This is a genomic window from Mesorhizobium sp. M0816, from assembly GCF_040320005.1.
In the GTDB taxonomy this organism is placed as follows: Bacteria; Pseudomonadota; Alphaproteobacteria; order Rhizobiales; family Rhizobiaceae; genus Mesorhizobium.
On record NZ_JAMYOT010000006.1, the window covers coordinates 75800 to 91849 of the forward strand.

16 protein-coding genes are annotated in these 16050 nt (G+C 63.1%); 12 read left to right on the forward strand and 4 right to left on the reverse strand.

All coding sequences use genetic code 11. The features are described 5' to 3' along the window. Window positions 1-39 precede the first annotated feature (39 nt). From NKI17_RS10905 to NKI17_RS10960, 12 genes are all read left to right on the forward strand, one after another. Complete coding sequence (locus NKI17_RS10905) at window positions 40-483, forward strand: helix-turn-helix domain-containing protein (RefSeq protein ID WP_352682532.1); 444 nt, start codon at window positions 40-42, stop codon at window positions 481-483. Continuing rightward, the gene (locus tag NKI17_RS10910) at window positions 467-892 is read left to right on the forward strand and encodes a type II toxin-antitoxin system VapC family toxin (RefSeq protein WP_352702937.1); all 426 of its coding nucleotides are present in this window, start codon (window positions 467-469) and stop codon (window positions 890-892) included. Before NKI17_RS10905 ends, NKI17_RS10910 begins: the two co-directional genes overlap by 17 nt. Then, complete coding sequence (locus NKI17_RS10915; RefSeq protein ID WP_352905911.1) at window positions 855-2291, forward strand: aldehyde dehydrogenase family protein; 1437 nt, start codon at window positions 855-857, stop codon at window positions 2289-2291. The genes NKI17_RS10910 and NKI17_RS10915 overlap by 38 nt, the downstream gene beginning before the upstream one ends. Before the next feature lie 42 nt (window positions 2292-2333). Continuing rightward, window positions 2334-2819 (forward strand): DUF2569 domain-containing protein, encoded by a 486-nt coding sequence (locus NKI17_RS10920; protein ID WP_023675353.1) that lies wholly within the window; start codon window positions 2334-2336, stop codon window positions 2817-2819. Between the two features lie 38 nt (window positions 2820-2857). After that, window positions 2858-4030 carry an iron-containing alcohol dehydrogenase gene (locus NKI17_RS10925; RefSeq protein ID WP_023675354.1) on the forward strand — a complete coding sequence of 391 codons (1173 nt, stop codon included), beginning with the start codon at window positions 2858-2860 and terminating at the stop codon, window positions 4028-4030. Between the two features lie 242 nt (window positions 4031-4272). Then, entirely contained in the window at window positions 4273-5379 is a 1107-nt protein-coding gene (locus tag NKI17_RS10930; protein ID WP_023675355.1) for an ABC transporter substrate-binding protein, read from the forward strand. A 64-nt stretch (window positions 5380-5443) separates the two neighbouring features. Next, window positions 5444-6358 (forward strand): ABC transporter permease, encoded by a 915-nt coding sequence (locus NKI17_RS10935; protein WP_023675356.1) that lies wholly within the window; start codon window positions 5444-5446, stop codon window positions 6356-6358. Next, window positions 6355-7146, forward strand: coding sequence for an ABC transporter permease (locus tag NKI17_RS10940; protein ID WP_023675357.1), 792 nt, complete (start codon window positions 6355-6357; stop codon window positions 7144-7146). Before NKI17_RS10935 ends, NKI17_RS10940 begins: the two co-directional genes overlap by 4 nt. Window positions 7147-7162: 16 nt before the next feature. Next, window positions 7163-8227 (forward strand): ABC transporter ATP-binding protein, encoded by a 1065-nt coding sequence (locus NKI17_RS10945; protein WP_023675358.1) that lies wholly within the window; start codon window positions 7163-7165, stop codon window positions 8225-8227. A 184-nt stretch (window positions 8228-8411) separates the two neighbouring features. Then, window positions 8412-9962: a cation:proton antiporter gene (locus NKI17_RS10950; RefSeq protein WP_023675359.1), complete on the forward strand. Its 1551-nt coding sequence runs from the start codon at window positions 8412-8414 to the stop codon at window positions 9960-9962. Window positions 9963-10051: 89 nt separating this feature from the next. Beyond that, window positions 10052-10957: an endonuclease/exonuclease/phosphatase family protein gene (locus NKI17_RS10955; RefSeq protein WP_352633689.1), complete on the forward strand. Its 906-nt coding sequence runs from the start codon at window positions 10052-10054 to the stop codon at window positions 10955-10957. A 7-nt stretch (window positions 10958-10964) separates the two neighbouring features. Continuing rightward, the gene (locus tag NKI17_RS10960) at window positions 10965-11810 is read left to right on the forward strand and encodes an EamA family transporter (RefSeq protein ID WP_023675361.1); all 846 of its coding nucleotides are present in this window, start codon (window positions 10965-10967) and stop codon (window positions 11808-11810) included. Here the strand turns inward: NKI17_RS10960 and NKI17_RS10965 are convergent, their stop codons facing one another. The 4 genes from NKI17_RS10965 to NKI17_RS10980 are packed head-to-tail and all read right to left on the reverse strand — an operon-like array spanning window position 11811 to window position 16046. Continuing rightward, complete coding sequence (locus tag NKI17_RS10965) at window positions 11811-12122, reverse strand: Dabb family protein (RefSeq protein WP_352448247.1); 312 nt, start codon at window positions 12120-12122, stop codon at window positions 11811-11813. 10 nt (window positions 12123-12132) lie between these two features. Continuing rightward, on the reverse strand, window positions 12133-13761 hold the full coding sequence (locus NKI17_RS10970) for a GMC family oxidoreductase (protein WP_352633687.1): 1629 nt from the start codon (window positions 13759-13761) through the stop codon (window positions 12133-12135). A gap of 12 nt (window positions 13762-13773) precedes the next feature. Next, window positions 13774-14535: a 3-ketoacyl-ACP reductase gene (locus NKI17_RS10975; RefSeq protein WP_352633685.1), complete on the reverse strand. Its 762-nt coding sequence runs from the start codon at window positions 14533-14535 to the stop codon at window positions 13774-13776. Further along, a complete protein-coding gene (locus NKI17_RS10980) occupies window positions 14532-16046 on the reverse strand; it encodes a GMC oxidoreductase (protein ID WP_352905914.1) in 1515 nt (504 codons plus the stop codon). Before NKI17_RS10980 ends, NKI17_RS10975 begins: the two co-directional genes overlap by 4 nt. Window positions 16047-16050 lie beyond the last annotated feature (4 nt).

Below are 16050 nucleotides of genomic sequence, written 5' to 3' on the forward strand. Positions count from 1 at the left end.
GTTGCGGGTATCGCACCAGCAACACGCAGGAGGCAGCGTTTGCCCAAAGGTAGAGCCCATGTCGACAAGGCGTGGTTCATGAGTCGAATGAACGAGCGCAAGCTCACGGTACGCAGCATGGCCGGCCGCATGAACATACACTACAGCGCCTTGTCGCGGACACTGAACGGTGAGCGGCGTATGCAGGTCGACGAGATACGCAAGATCGCTGAAATTCTCGACCGGCAGGAGAGCGAGATATTGGTGCACCTCGGAAGTTCCAATCATGCGGCGAGGCCGTCGGAGCCTGATCGCCGGTCTGGTTTCAAGGAGGGGCAAGTGGATTTCGTGGACGACATGAATGGCAACAAGGAAGAGTACATCGTGCCGCCTCGGGGTGCCGATCCGTTGTTTGGATGCATGGCCGGGACGCTCACCCTGCTTCCGGACGTCGACTATACCGCGCCCGCCGATCCGGATTGGGGCAATGTCTATGACGAGTGAGGGGGTTCTGCTCGACACATGCTTCATGCTGTTGCTGTCAACGGAGCAGCCGGTCACGAGGGCTGCGGTCGAGAAGGTGACCAGCGCACGCAAAAATGGCAGCGTGATCGCCGTTTCCGTGATGTCCGCCTGGGAAATCGGCATGCTTGTAGCCAAGGGCCGGTTGCCATTCATCAAGTCACCGCTCGCATGGTTCGAACGGTTCGTGCAGACCGGGGCAGCGAGCGTCGAGGGGATCGACAGTGAGCTTTTGGTCGAGTCTTCGTTCCTGCCCGGCGTCGTTCACAACGATCCAACGGATCGGATCATCATAGCCACGGCGCGCTCGAAAAACCTCGAGATCATCACCCGCGATCGCGCAATCCTTGCCTATGGCGCGGCCGGCTTCGTCAAAACAGTGCCTTGTTGATTTGGAGACCTCTTTGGAAACCGTGAAGATAAAATCCCCCGTCGACGGTTCGATCTATGCCGAACGGCCTCTTGCCACCGACCAGGCGATCGGTGCCGCGGTCGAACGTGCCAAGGCGGCGCAGGAGAAGTGGGCTGAGACGCCGGTCGTCGAGCGCGGCAAGTACATGCTTGCCATGCTGGAAGCGCTGGTCGCCATGACCGACGAGATCGTGCCGGAGATCGCCTGGCAGATGGGCCGGCCGGTGCGCTATGGCGGCGAGTTCGGCGGCGTCAGGGAACGCGTCAGCTACATGGTCGAGATCGCCGAGGCGGCCTTGAAGCCGGTCATGGCCTCCAACCCGAAGGACGGCTTTCGGCGCTATGTGAAGAAGATGCCGCTCGGCGTCGTCATGGTGATCGCGCCGTGGAACTATCCCTATCTCACCGCCGTCAACACCATCGTCCCGGCGCTGATGGCGGGCAGCGCCGTCATCCTCAAGCATGCGGCACAGACATTGTTGGTCGGCGAACGGTTTCAGCAGGCGTTTGATAAGGCCGGCCTGCCCAAGGGCCTGTTCCAGAACCTCGTCCTGAACCACGCGCAGACTGAAAGGCTGCTCGGCTCCGGCAAGATCGACCACGTCAACTTCACCGGCTCGGTCGCCGGCGGCCGCGCCATCGAGAACGCGGCGGCGGGCACCTTCATGACGCTCGGCCTCGAACTCGGCGGCAAGGATCCGGCCTATGTGCTGCCGGACGCAAAGATGGACCATGCCGTTGCCAATCTGGTCGACGGCGCCTTCTATAATTCCGGCCAGTGCTGCTGCGGCATCGAGCGCGTCTATGTCCACGAGAAGGTCTACGATGAATTCGTCGAGGGCTTCATTGCCGAGACCAGGAACTACGTCGTCGGCAATCCGCTCGACCAGGCGACCACCATGGGGCCGATGGCGCAGGCGCGCTTCGCCGACCTGATCCGCGAGCAGAAGGCCGAGGCGCTGCGCAAGGGCGCCAGGGCACACATCAATATGAAGGTGGCCAACGACAGGCAAGGTTCCCCCTATCTGGCGCCGGAAGTGCTGACCCAGGTCGACCACCAGATGAGCGTCATGCGCGAGGAAAGCTTTGGCCCGATCGTCGGCATCATGAAGGTGCGCAACGACGAGGAGGCGATCGCGCTGATGAACGATAGCCCCTATGGGCTGACGGCCTCTATCTGGACGCGCGACACCGACCACGCGGCGGCGATCGGCGACCGCGTCGAGACCGGCACCGTGTTCATGAACCGCTGCGACTATCTCGACCCGGCGCTGGTCTGGACCGGCGTCAAGGACACCGGCAAGGGCGCGGCACTGTCGGCCATCGGCTACGACAATCTGACCAGGCCGAAATCATACCATCTGCGCGAGGTGATCTAAGGTGGCGATCGACAGGCATGCGATCGCTGTTGAGGGGGAGTAATGGCGGATACACAACAATCGGTGCTGCCAGATGGTGAGGGTCCCGAGGGTATCGGCGGATGGCTTGTCCTGCCGATGCTCGGGTTGATGCTCACGCCGATACTGGGGTTGGTACAACTGCACAATACCGACTATCTCGGCTTCGACTGGCAGGCCTTCAGTTTTTCTCAAGGCGCGCTGCTCGTTGCCGAACTGGTGACAGCAGGCGTTCTAAGCCTTACAGCCCCGGTCCTGTTATTGTTCTTCATGTTCAAGCGCTGGGAGATATTCCCGGGCTGGTACATGATTTGGGCAGTCGCGATGCCGGTATATGCCATCCTCGACCCATGGGCCGCGCATCTGGTTTTTCGCGAGAGCTTTCCAACCTTGGCTGATGCGTTCGACAGCGAAACGATGCGCGGAATTTACCGTTCCGTCTGGGCCGCAGCCATCTGGATTCCGTACATGATGCGGTCAGACCGTGTGGCCAATACCTTTGTGAATTGACGACATCCGAGAGCACGAAAGCAGTCAAGAAGGTCGAAATGACAAAACTCGTTTCCAAATGGAATTACCCGACGACCGTCCGCTTCGGCGCCGGACGCATCAAGGAGCTGCCGGAGGTGCTGGCGGCGACCGGCATCAAGCGGCCGCTGTTCGTCACCGATCCGGGACTGGCCAGGCTGCCGGTGGTGGCCTCGACGCTGAAGATCCTCGACGACGCCAAGGTGCCGTATGGCGTATTTTCCGAGGTCAAGCCGAACCCGGTGGATTCCAACCTGACCGCCGGCATTGCCGTGTTCAAGAAGGGCAAGCATGACGGCGTCATTGCCTTTGGCGGCGGCTCGGCGCTCGACCTCGGCAAGCTGATCGCCTTCCAGGCCGGGCAGACGCGGCCGGTCTGGGATTTCGAGGATGTCGGCGACTGGTGGACGCGCGCCGATGCCGATGCGATCGCGCCGATCATCGCCGTGCCGACCACGGCCGGCACCGGCTCGGAAGTCGGCCGCGCCGGCGTCATCACCAATGAAGCGACCCATACCAAGAAGGTCATCTTCCATCCAAAGCTTTTGCCGGCGATCGTCATTGCCGATCCGGAGCTGTCGGTCGGCATGCCGGGCTTCATCACCGCCGGCACCGGCATGGATGCGCTTGCCCATTGCCTCGAAGCCTATTGCGCGCCGGGCTATCACCCGATGGCCGACGGCATCGCCGTGGAAGGCATAAGGCTGGTCTTCGAAAACCTGCCGAAAGCCTATGCCAACGGCAAGGATCTGGTCGCCCGCGCCAACATGATGAGCGCCGCTGCCATGGGAGCGGCCGCCTTCCAGAAAGGGCTTGGAGCGATTCATTCGCTGTCGCATCCGATCGGCGCGCTCTACGACACCCACCATGGCATGACCAACGCCGTGTTCATGCCCTACGTGCTGGCCTTCAACCGAGAGGCGATCGAGCCGCGCATAGCCCGGCTCGCCGCCTATTGCGGCATCAAGGGCGGCTTCGACGGTTTTGCGAAGGCGATCATCAAGCTGCGCAAGGAGCTCAAGGTGCCGCATGCGCTGCCCGGCCTGATCAAGGGGCTCGACATGGACAAGAAACGCAAGGGCCTGATCGCCGACATGGCGGTGGTCGATCCGACCGCCGGCGGCAACCCGGTCAAGCTGACCAAAAAGGCGGCGCTGACGCTGCTCGAAAACGCCATCGCCGGCACCGTCTGAGAAAATTTTCGCATCGGAAATCGACTTGGGAAAAGAGGCAAAGGAAAGGGGGAAAGATGAAAGGCAAGATCGAAACTAGTTAGCCGGAAAAAGAATCGCGAAGCGATTGCTACAGCCGGTTAAAAAGAGTTTACTTTTTCGTACTGCGGGGCATCGCTTTCACAAAGCTTTCATCTGGCTGTCACACGAAAACGATACCGCATCGCAGGCGTCCAACGGCGTCAGTTCAACGGAGAGAACACATGTTCAAATTCACGGGAAAACTGCTTTCCCTTTCGGCCGTCGCCCTGATGGCGACCTCTGCCATCTCGTCGGCCCAGTCCATGGATGAACTGGTCGCCGCAGCCAAGGCTGAAGGCCAGCTCACGGTCATCGCGCTGCCGCATGACTGGTGCGGCTACGGCGCGGTCATCGACGGCTTCAAGGCAAAATATCCGGAACTCACCATCAACGAGCTCAACCCCGATGCCGGCTCCGGCGACGAGGTCGAGGCGATCAAGGCCAACAAGGACAACAAGGGCCCGCAAGCGCCCGACGTCATCGACGTCGGCCTGAGCTTCGGCCCGACCGCAAAGAAGGATGGCCTGATCCAGGCTTATAAAGTATCAACCTGGGACTCGATCCCGGACAGCGCCAAGGATGCCGAAGGCTTTTGGACCGGCGACTATTACGGCGTGCTTTCGTTTCTGGTGAACAAGGACCTGGTCAAGGAAGCGCCGGCCGACTGGGCCGACTTGCTGAAGCCGGAATTCGCCAATACCGTGGCGCTCGCCGGTGACCCGCGTGCTTCGAACCAGGCCATCCAGGCAGTCTATGCCGCCGGCCTTTCCGGCGGTGCGGCTGCCGGCGAAGCCGCCGGCACGGCTGGTCTCGACTTCTTCAAGAAGCTCAACGCCGCCGGCAATTTCGTGCCGGTCATCGGCAAGCCCGCGACGCTTGCCCAAGGCCAGACGCCAATCCTGGTGACCTGGGATTATAACGCGCTTGCCGGCCGTGATACGCTGAAGGGCAATCCGCCGGTCGACGTCGTCGTGCCGAAGACCGGTGTCGTCGCCGGCGTCTATGTTCAGGCGATTAGTGCTTACGCGCCGCACCCGAATGCTGCCAAGCTATGGCTGGAATATCTCTATTCCGACGAAGGCCAGATCGGCTGGCTGAAGGGCTATTGTCACCCGATCCGCTTCAACGACCTCGCCAAGAGTGGCAAGCTCCCGGCTGACGTGATGGCCAAGCTGCCGCCGGCCGAGTCCTATGCAGCCGCGGTGTTCCCGACGCTCGACGAGCAGGGCAAGGCCAAGGAAGCCATCACCAAGAACTGGGATGCCGTCGTCGGCGCCAACGTCAAGTAAGACTTGAGATCAGCCGGGCGGCTTAGATCGCCGCCCGGCATACCTCCAGGACGGTAGCCGGCGCATGACCGATATCTCGTTGTCCGATCACGCTGTTGCCGGGAAGACCGCGCCTCCTGCCGACGCCCGCAGCATGAGGCTGCCGACGCAATGGCTTGGCGTTGCGCCTTTCTTCATCTTCGCCATCATGTTCCTGATCCTGCCCACGCTCTATCTGATGCTGGGCGCATTCCGGAACGATGCCGGCGAATTCACTTTCGAAAACATAGCGGCCTTGGCGCAGCCGTCGATCGTTGCCGCCTACTGGATCTCAATCAAGGTCAGCCTCGCCTCGTCGCTGATCGGTGCTTTCGCGGGGCTTGCCATTGCCATCGCCATCGTGCGCGGCGGGCTGCCGGAGTGGATACGCTCGGCGACACTGACCTTTTCCGGCGTGGCCTCCAATTTTGCCGGCGTGCCGCTGGCCTTCGCCTTTCTCGCGACGCTCGGCCGGCTTGGGCTCGCCACGGTGCTGCTCAACGTCTTGGTCGGCTTCAACATTTATGCCCATGGTTTCAACATCCTGTCGTTCTGGGGCCTGACGCTGACCTATGTCTATTTCCAGATCCCGCTGATGGTGGTGATCATCGTGCCGGCGATCGATGGGCTGAAGAAGGAATGGGGCGAAGCGGCGGCAACGCTTGGCGCGACCCAGGCGCAGTTCTGGCGCATGGTCGTCATTCCGGTGATCTGGCCAAGTTTCCTCGGCACCGTCATCCTCTTGTTCGCCAACGCCTTCGGTGCCATCGCCACCGCTTACGCTCTGACCGGCTCCTCGCTTAATATCGTCCCTATCCTGCTCTACGCGCAGATCCGCGGTGACGTGCTGCACAATGCCCATCTCGGCTACGCCATCGCCTTCGGCATGATCGTCATCACTGGGCTGGCCAATGTCTTCTACATCTGGTTCCGGACGCGCTCTGAGAGGTGGCTCAAATGAAGTCCGGCAGATTCTGGGCCTGGATCGTCTTCGCGCTGGGCGCGGCCTATTTCTTCATTCCGCTGATCGCGACCGTGGAATTCTCCATGCGCATGCGGCGCGGCGCCTATTCCTTCGATGCTTATCAGGTCGTGCTCGGCGATCCCCGCTTCCAGGCGACCTTCATCTATTCGGTGGTCGCCGCCATCTTCACTATCGTCCTTGGCGTGCTGGTGGTGGTGCCGGCGGCGTACTGGATTCGTCTGCGGCTGCCGCAGCTAAGGCCCGTCGTCGAGTTCATCACGCTGTTGCCGCTGGTCATCCCGGCCATCGTTATCGTCTTCGGCTACATCAGAATGTACGGGTCGAACTCACCGCTGCCGTTCCTGGCCAGCGAGACAGGAGCCAATGCCTTGCTGGTCATCGGTTATGCGACACTCGCGCTGCCCTATATGTATCGCGCCGTCGACACCGGGCTTCGCACAATCGACGTGCGGACACTGACTGAGGCGGCGCAGATCCTCGGCGCCGGCTGGGGCACGATCATCACTCGGGTCATCCTGCCCAACGTGCTGATCGCGGTGCTGTCGGGCGCCTTCCTGACCTTCGCCATCGTCATCGGTGAATTTACCATGGCCAGCCTGCTCAACCGGCCTGCTTTCGGACCCTATCTGCAGAACGTCGGCGCCAACCGCGCCTACGAGCCGGCGGCGCTTGCCATCATCGCCTTCGCCATCACCTGGGGCTGCATGTCGCTGATCCAGATCTTGTCGCGCTTCGCGCCGCGATCGGCGAACCGTCCGAACTGACCCGAAGGAAAAAGCCATGACCGAGCCATTCCTCTCAATCCAGCATGTGCGAAAATCCTTCGGCCCCATCACCGTGGTGCAGGATTTCAACCTCGACGTCGAGCCGGGCGAATTCGTCTCCTTCCTCGGCCCGTCGGGCTGCGGCAAGACGACGGTGCTGCGCATGGTCGCCGGTTTCGAGGAGCCAAGCGCCGGCAAGATCGTCGTGGCCGGCAAGGACATCACCCGGCTGAAGCCCAACCAGCGCAATGTCGGCATGGTGTTCCAGGCCTATGCGCTGTTTCCGAACCTCACCGTGGCACAGAATATCGGCTTCGGGCTGAAGGTCGCCGGCATGCCGAAGGCCGATGCCGACAGGCGCGTTGCCGAGATGCTCGACATCATCAAGCTGCCGCAGATGGGCGACCGCTATCCCTATCAGCTCTCCGGCGGTCAGCAGCAGCGCATCGCGCTGGCGCGGGCGATTGCGCCCAAGCCGAAACTGCTGCTGCTCGACGAGCCGCTGTCGGCACTCGACGCCAAGGTGCGCGTGTCGCTGCGCGAGGAAATCCGCTCGATCCAGAAGAAGCTCGGCATCACCACCATCTTCGTCACCCACGACCAGGAAGAGGCGCTGTCGATTTCCGACCGTATCGCGGTGATGTATGGCGGCAAGGCCGAGCAAGTCGGCACGCCGTTCGAGATCTACAACCGGCCGGCAACCAAATTCGTCGCCAATTTCGTCGGCACGCTGAACGTGCTCGAAGGCACGGTCACCGACGCGGCTTCGGGCAAGGTTCGCGTCAATTCGCAAGAGGTCTCGCTCAAGGGCAAGCTCAACGGCTCGAAATCCGGCGACACGCTGTCGTTGGCACTGCGTCCGGAAGCGATTTCGCTCGGGCGTCACCCCGGCCGCGACTCCAGCCTTTCGGGCGAAATCGCCGAGGTGCATTTCCTCGGCTCGGTCATCCGGGTGCGCGTCGGCATCGGTGGCAGCACGGTCTCGCTCGACACGTTCAACAGCCCGGCCACGCCGCCGCCGGCCGTCGGCGAAAAGGCCGAAATTTCGTTCTCGTCGGGCGACATGCTGGTGCTGCATTAGGAGAAGAGTGAATGGTGAATAGTGAATAGTGAATAGTGAGAATGCGCTTTACGCGCCGAAATTGCTCTGCAAGCAACCATTCACCATTCACCATTCACCATTCACCATTCACCATTCACCAGCAGCCTAAGCCGTGGCCGTTTTTTGCAGTGCCAATCGCCCGGCTTCACCGCTACGATAAGGCATGGCGCTTTTTGAACTCACCCTTGTCCTGCTTCTCATCGCGGTCGCCCTGACCGCGCTGTCGCGGCGTCTGCAGATTCCCTATCCGTCATTGCTGGCGCTGGCCGGCGCCGGCATCGCCTTCCTGCCGTTTGCCCCGACCATCGAGATCGACCCGGAGCTGGCGCTCGCTCTGTTCATCGCGCCGGTTCTGCTCGACGCGGCCTATGACACGTCGCTGCGCGATCTCAACCGCTACAAGGTTTCGCTCATCCTGCTGGCGCTTGGCGCCGTCATCTTCACCACCGTGACGGTCGCGCTGGTCGGCTGGACGATGGCAGGCCTGCCCATTGCCGCGGCCATAGCGCTCGGCGCGATCGTAGCGCCGCCCGATGCGGTGGCGGCGGCGGCCGTGCTCGGACAGTTCAAGGTGCCGCACCGCATCACCGCCATCCTGGAAGGCGAGAGCCTTCTCAACGACGCCACGGCGCTGTTGATCTACAGGATGTCGGTTTCCGCAGCCGCCGGCTCCATCCTGTTGAGCAGTGCCGTTCCAATGATCCTGCTGTCGACGGTCGGCAGCCTTGCCGCAGGCTATGTGCTCGGCCGGTTGTCTCTCGCCATACTCGGCCGCATCGACGACCCGGCGAGCGGCACCGTGGTGCAATTCGCCTCAACCTTCGGCGTCTGGATCCTGGCCGACAGGATAGGGCTTTCCGCCATCATCACGATCGTCGTCTATGCCATGACGATCGCACGTACATCGCCGCGCCGCATGCCGGCAAGGAATCGTGTCAGCTCCTACTCGGTCTGGGAGACGGCGGTGTTCGTGCTCAACGTGCTGGCCTTCGTTCTGATGGGCCTGCAAGCGCGGTCCATCGTCGGCCGACTTGCCGAGCAAGGACAAAGCGAGGCGTTCGTCTTTGCCCTGGCTGTGCTGGCCGTCGTCATCGTATCGCGGCTCGTCTGGGTTCTGGGCTGCGGCGCGATCCTCAGAGCGCTGGCACGTCTGGGCGACGAGGACAGGCGGAAGGACGCACCGACATTGCGCGGCGGCGTGCTCATCGGCTGGTGCGGCATGCGTGGCCTGGTGACGCTTGCGGCAGCCTTCGCCTTGCCGGCCGACTTTCCGGGCCGTGATCCGATCGTGCTCGCCGCTTTCACGGTCGTGCTCGGCACATTGGTGCTGCAAGGCGTCAGCCTGAAACCGTTGCTGCTTCTGCTCAATCTCGACCTCGACCGGACGGTCGACCGGGAGGTGGCGCAGGCGCGCGTCGCCATCATGCAGGCGGCGCTGGACGTGCTCAGCGGCAAGACATCGAGCGCGGCCGGGGCGGTGCGAGAGCAATATGCCGCCCAGCGCGCCATCGCCGAAAACCCGGAGGATGCCCAGGCGGCGACCGAGTATGACAGATTGCGTCTTTACGCCATCAAGAGCCAGCGCGATGCGCTGGAGCGTTTGCGCATCGACGGGACGATCGGCGACGAAGCCTACCACCGCCTTGAGGAAGAAATCGACTGGTCGGAACTGGCAGCATCCCCGCCCGGTCGGTTCCAGCCGCTGACCACTTAGCATCTGGCCCAAGCTCCCTCCGCCCGGCTGCACATTGCAAGGCTGTCAGCGAACGGCTACTGCCAGCAGGAAACTGAGCCGGATAAGCAATGAAGCTGGTCAGCTATAACATCCAGTACGGCTTCGGCAGCGATGGCCGCTACGACCTGGCGCGTTGTGCCAAGGTCGTGGCCGGCGCCGACATCGTCGCCTTGCAGGAGGTGGAACGGCACTGGTTGCGCAGCAACGAGGACGACCAGCCGGAACTTCTTTCGCAATTGCTGCCCGACTATCATTGGGTCTACGGGCCGGCCTTCGACATGGATGCCAGCCACCGGCGTGGAGGCCGCATCGTCAACCGGCGGCGGCAATTCGGCACCATGGTTCTGTCGAAGCTTCCGATCGTCTGGTCGCGGCTGCATACGCTGCCGCTCAGGCGCACGCTGCGGCCGCTCAACACCCGCAATGCCGCACTCGAATGCATGATCCGCACCCCTGCCGGTCCGGTGCGGGTGCTGTCGTTGCATCTGGCGCATATCGCGGCCGAGGAGCGGCTGGAGCAGATCGACTATTTGCTCGCCGAGCATCGCCGCGCGCCGTCCGAGGGCGGTCCATGGAGCGGCGCCGACGACGAGCCGGCGCGCAACTGGAGCAATGGCGAACAGGAGCCAGAAAACCCCGTAACGGCGATCTGGTTGGGCGACTTCAACATGGAGCCGGATAGCGCCGAGTACCGGCGCATTGTCGGCAGCGCGCCCTATCATCGCGGTGCCGCCTATCTCGACGGTTTTGTCGATGCCGCCGCCGTCGCAACAGCGGATTTCCACACCCATGTGAAGACTATCGATGGTAGGCTGGCAAAGCGCCGGCTCGACCATTGCTTCGTCGGCGGCATGTTTGCCGGGCGCGTGCGCTCGGTCAGCGCCGATATCGGGCAAATCGCTTCCGACCATTTTCCGCTCTGGGTCGATATCGACCTGGAGACGCCGATCGTCATCGGGACGGGCGGCGGATGAACCGCCGATGAGCCTGTTTGTCTTTTTCGCGGTGCTCGCCGCCGCTTCCATGCATGCGATCTGGAACGCGCTGGTCAAGGTCCATCTCGACCGTTTTCTGTCGATCACACTGATGACGCTCGGCATGGGTGCCGCTGCGCTGGTGACGTTGCCTTTCGTCGAGGTGCCGAAGCCGGAAGTGTGGCCATACATCCTCGCCTCGGTTGTCTTCCACATGGGCTACAGGACGTTCCTGATCGGCGCCTACAAGGCCGGCGATTTCGCCCAGACCTATCCGCTGGCGCGCGGCACCGCGCCATTGCTGGCCGCTTTGGGGGGCGTTGTGGTGGTTGCCGAGATGCCGGCGCCGCTCGCCATTCTCGGCATCCTCTTGTTGTCGGCGGGCACGCTGGTGCTGTCGTTTCGCGGCGGCGCGCATCTGGAGAAATTGAACCTGCGCGCCGTCGGCTTCGCACTGGGCACATCGATCTTCATCGCCAGCTACACGCTGTCGGACGGCAGCGGCGCGCGGCTGGCCGCCACCGCGTCGAGTTATGCCGCCTGGCTGTTCGTCTGCGATGCGCTGTGGGCGCTGGTGCTATGCGTCGTCTTTCGCGGCCCACAGGCGCTGCCGGTGCTGGCGCGCGACTGGAAGGCCGGAATCTATACCGGCGTGCTCAGCGGCGGCGCCTACTGGATCGTGATGTGGGCGATGACCAAGGCGCCGATCGCCTCGGTGGCGTCGCTGCGCGAAACATCGATCCTGTTCGCCATGATGATCTCGGTCTTCGCGCTCGGCGAGAAGATGACGGCATGGCGAGGTGCCGCGGTGCTTAGCATCGTTGCCGGCGTCGTTGCGCTGAGAATGGGATAGTCACGCGATCTCCAGATCAAACACCATCAGCCCGTCGGTGCCGCCTTCGAGCGCCGCGACCAGTTTTGCGCCGGCTCGCTGGTGCGCTTCATGCTCCAGATAGGCATCGCGTGCCGCAGCGTCGCGAAAGTCGATGGTGAAGCCGTGCGTGAAGCCGCGGGCGAAGGGTTCCGGGCTGGTATTGGCGCTGAATTCGACCTTGCCCATGCCGTCGATCACAGCCCGCAACGCTTCGAGATCGGCATGGATTGCCGCGCGCTCGGCGTCGGCGACATCGTTGCGAAATCTGACGAAGACACAATGCCTGATCATTCTTTGTCCCTCATGCCGCTCGGTTGGTGGAAAACACCGCCGGCGGCAGCGGCTCGCGGCCAAGGATCAGATCGGCGCCTTTTTCGCCAACCATGATCGTCGGGGCATTGGTGTTGGAGGAGGGGATGCGCGGCATCACCGAGGCGTCGCAGACGCGCAGGCCCTCGATACCGCGCAGCCTGAGATCTGGCGTTACCACGCTCATCGCATCGTGGCCCATGCGGCAGGTGCCGACCGGGTGGTGGTCGGTCTTGGAACTGCGGCAAGCGTAGTCGAACAACTCGTCGCCGCTCTGCAGGTCGGGTCCCGGCAGTACCTCGCGCAGCACATAGGGCTGCAGCGCCTTCTGCCGCATGATCTCGCGCGCCAGCCTCAGCCCCTTGATCGACATGTCACGGTCATAGGGATCGGACCAATAGTTCGGATCGATCAGCGGGCGGTCGGCCGGGTCGGCACTGTTCAGCCGCACCATGCCGCGCGAGCGCGGGCGCAGGAAGGCCGAGTTCAGTGTCACGCCCGGATTGTTCAGCTTCTCGACGCCGGCCTCGATGCCGGAGCCGAGGCCGAGATGCAGCTGGATGTCGGGAGAGGCGGCGGTCGGATCGGCGTACCAGAAGCCGCCGGTCTCGAACAGGCTGGAGGCCACCGGGCCTTTCTTCAGGAGCAGATATTGCAGCCCGGCCCAAGCCGTCCAGTGCAGCTTGGCGTAGTTGTCGTAGGTGTGATCGCCGGTGCATTCGGCGATGACGAACAGGTCGAGATGATCCTGCAGGTTGGAGCCGACGCCGGGCAAATCGTGCACCGGTGTCACGCCGACCGCCTTCAGATGGTCGGCCGGGCCGATGCCCGACTGCAGCAAAAGCTTCGGCGAGCCGATGGCGCCGGACGAGACGATCACCTCGCGCTCGGCGTGCAGGATCGTTGGCTGGCCGCCCGGCCTGTCGACGATCTCGACGCCGACGGCGCGGCCTTTGTCGACGACGATGCGTGTCACTAGAACGCCGGTCCTGATGGTGAGATTCTTGCGCTCCCGGATCGGCCTGAGATAGGCGACCGAGGCGGAGGAGCGCTTCGCGTCCTTCTGCGTCAATTGGTAATAGCCGACGCCCTCCTGGCTGGCGCCGTTGAAGTCGGGATTGAAGGGGATGCCCATCTCCTGTCCGGCACGGAAATAGGCCTCGCAGATCGGCAGCGGCGCGATCGGGTTCGACACGCCGAGCGGGCCTTGGTCGCCGTGGAAATCGTTGGCATAACGCTGGTTGTTCTCCGCGCGCTTGAAATAGGGCAGCACGTCGCGATAGCCCCAGCCGGCAAGGCCTTCTTCCTTCTCCCAGGCGTCGTAGTCGCGGGCGTTGCCGCGCGTGTAGATCTGCGCGTTGATCGACGAGCCGCCGCCGATCACCTTGGCCTGCGTGTATCGGAAGACGCGGTCGTTCATGTGCTTTTGCGGCACCGTCGACCAGCCCCAGGCGGCGATGCCCTTGGTCATCTTGGCAAAACCGGCCGGCATGTGGATCAGCGGATGCCAGTCCTTGCCGCCGGCTTCGAGCAGCAGCACCTGATGCGACGGATCTTCGCTCAGCCGGTTGGCGAGTACGCAGCCGGCCGGGCCGGCGCCGACGATTATGTAGTCCGTCATGGCGTCACCTGTTCATAGCCTCGGCACCGACAGCGCGCCATCGACATTGATGACCGAGCCGGTCGAAAAGCCGAACTTGCCACCGGCGAGTGCTGCCACGGCGGCACCGATATCTTCGCTCTCGCCCCAGCGCATCGCCGGCACCAGCCCGCCGTCGATCAGCCCGTCATATTTGGCGGTCACACCCGCGGTCATGTCGGTGCGGATGATGCCCGGCCGCACCTCGAACACGGCGATGTTTTCGGTGGCAAGCCGCAGCGCCAGGTTCTTCACCCACATCGAAAGCCCAGCCTTGGAGATGCAGTAATCGGAACGTTCCGGCGAGGCCATGGCGGCGCTGACCGAGGTGATGGTGATGATCGATCTCGCACCATCGCTTGGCAGGCCGAGCATCGCTTTGGCGACGGCCTGGCTGAGGAATACGGTGCCGCGCAGATTGATGCCGAGCACCCGGTCGAAATTTTTGGGCTTGAGCTCGAGCAGATCGCCGCGCAGGACGGCGCCGATGCCGGCATTGTTGACCAGGCAGTCGATGCGGCCGAAGGCGCTTGTCGCGGCATCAATCAGCGCTGCGTGGCCGTCGAGGTCGGCGATGTCGCTGCTGGCATAGGCGAACTTCGCGCCGCGCCCGGTGATGTCGGCGGCGAGCCCGTCGGCGGCTTCGTCGGCAAGGTCTGAGAGGAGGATGTCGAAGCCTGCGTCGGCCAGCGCCTCGGCGCAAGCAAGGCCGATGCCGCGCGCGCCGCCGGTGACGATCGCTGCCGGGCGGCTCATGTTGCAAGCTCCGTCTTGCGGATATGATCGGCGACGCGCAGCGCCTGTGCGGCGATCGACAGCGCCGGATTGACGGCGGCCGAATTCGGCAGGAAGCCGGCATCGACGACGAACAAATTGCTGTGGTCGAAGGAGCGGCAGAACGGGTCGAGCGGCGAGGTCGCTGGATCGTTGCCCATCTTCACCGTGCCGCACTGATGTGAGGGCGTGCGCTTGTCAAACGGACGCGACAGGACGATCGGATAGCCGCAGGCGCGGAAATTCTCGCGCATCACCTTGGTCAGTCCGTCGAGCGACTGCATGTTGGAGCGCCGCCACTGCATGACGATGTCCTTGCCGTCGATCATGATGCGGCTCTCGGGATCGGGCAGGTCCTCGCACATCAGATACCAGTCGACGGCGCGGCCGGCCATGAAATCGAGCGCGAATTTGGGCGCGCGCCTGACATTGGCCTTGAGGATGTTGCCGTCGAGCTTGCCGAGGAGCTGGACATTGCCGAGCGGCTTGCCGCACTTGCCGTCGGACAGATAATAATCGTTCAGCATCAGCGTCTTCTGGTAGACGGATTTGTTCCGGCGGCGTGGATCGATCGCCAGCATGGCGCTCGAATTGTGATTCATGAAGTTGCGGCCGACCTGGTCGGAGCGGTTGGCCAGGCCTTTGCCACCGCCTCTGCCCTGAGGGGTGGGCGAGCGCAGCAGGATGGCGGCGGAATTGACTGCGCCGGCCGATAGGATGACCAGCTTCGGCGCGACTTTCTTCAGCGTACCGTTCTGTCGATAATGGACGGCGATGATCGTCCTCGCATCCGGCGATGCCTCGAGATATTCGACATGGGCGCCGGTCTCGAGCTTGATCTTCTGGTCGGCAAGGGCGGCGGCCAGCGGTCCCGTTTGGGCGTCGACCTTGCCGACGCCGGTGTTGGGAAAAGCGTCCCACGGCGTGCTGCCGTCTTTCAGCCAGGCTTCGATGTCGACGCCGAGCGGCAGCGATGCCGGGTGCAGGCCCAGGCTCTTCAACTCGGCGCGGGCACGCGCGATTGGCGGCTCGTCGGGCACCGGCCCGAAAGGGTAGGGCATCGAGTGGAACGGCTCGGTCGGGTCTTCGCCGAGTGCACCGCGCACGCGGAAAAGCTGCTCGGCCCTGGAATACCAGGGTTCGAATTCCTCATAGGAAAACGGCCAGGCCGGCGAGATGCCGCCATAGTGCTCCATCTCCGAAAAGTCTTCCCTGCGGTAGCGGATCAGCACCGCGCCGTAGAATTTCGAATTGCCGCCGACATAGTAGTAATTGCCCGGGTTGAAAGGCGCTCCGCCGGCCTCGAGCCACATCTCCTTCGGCCTATAGTGGCCATCGACGAAGATTGCGCGGGTGTCGCGTGTGTGCGGCGTTGCTGGCAGTGGTTCGCCGCGCTCCAGCATCAGGATCGAGGCGCCACCGCCGGCAAGGCCAGAGGCGATCGTGGCGCCACCTATGCCGGAGCCGATGATGACGATGTCGGGATTTGTCATGGCG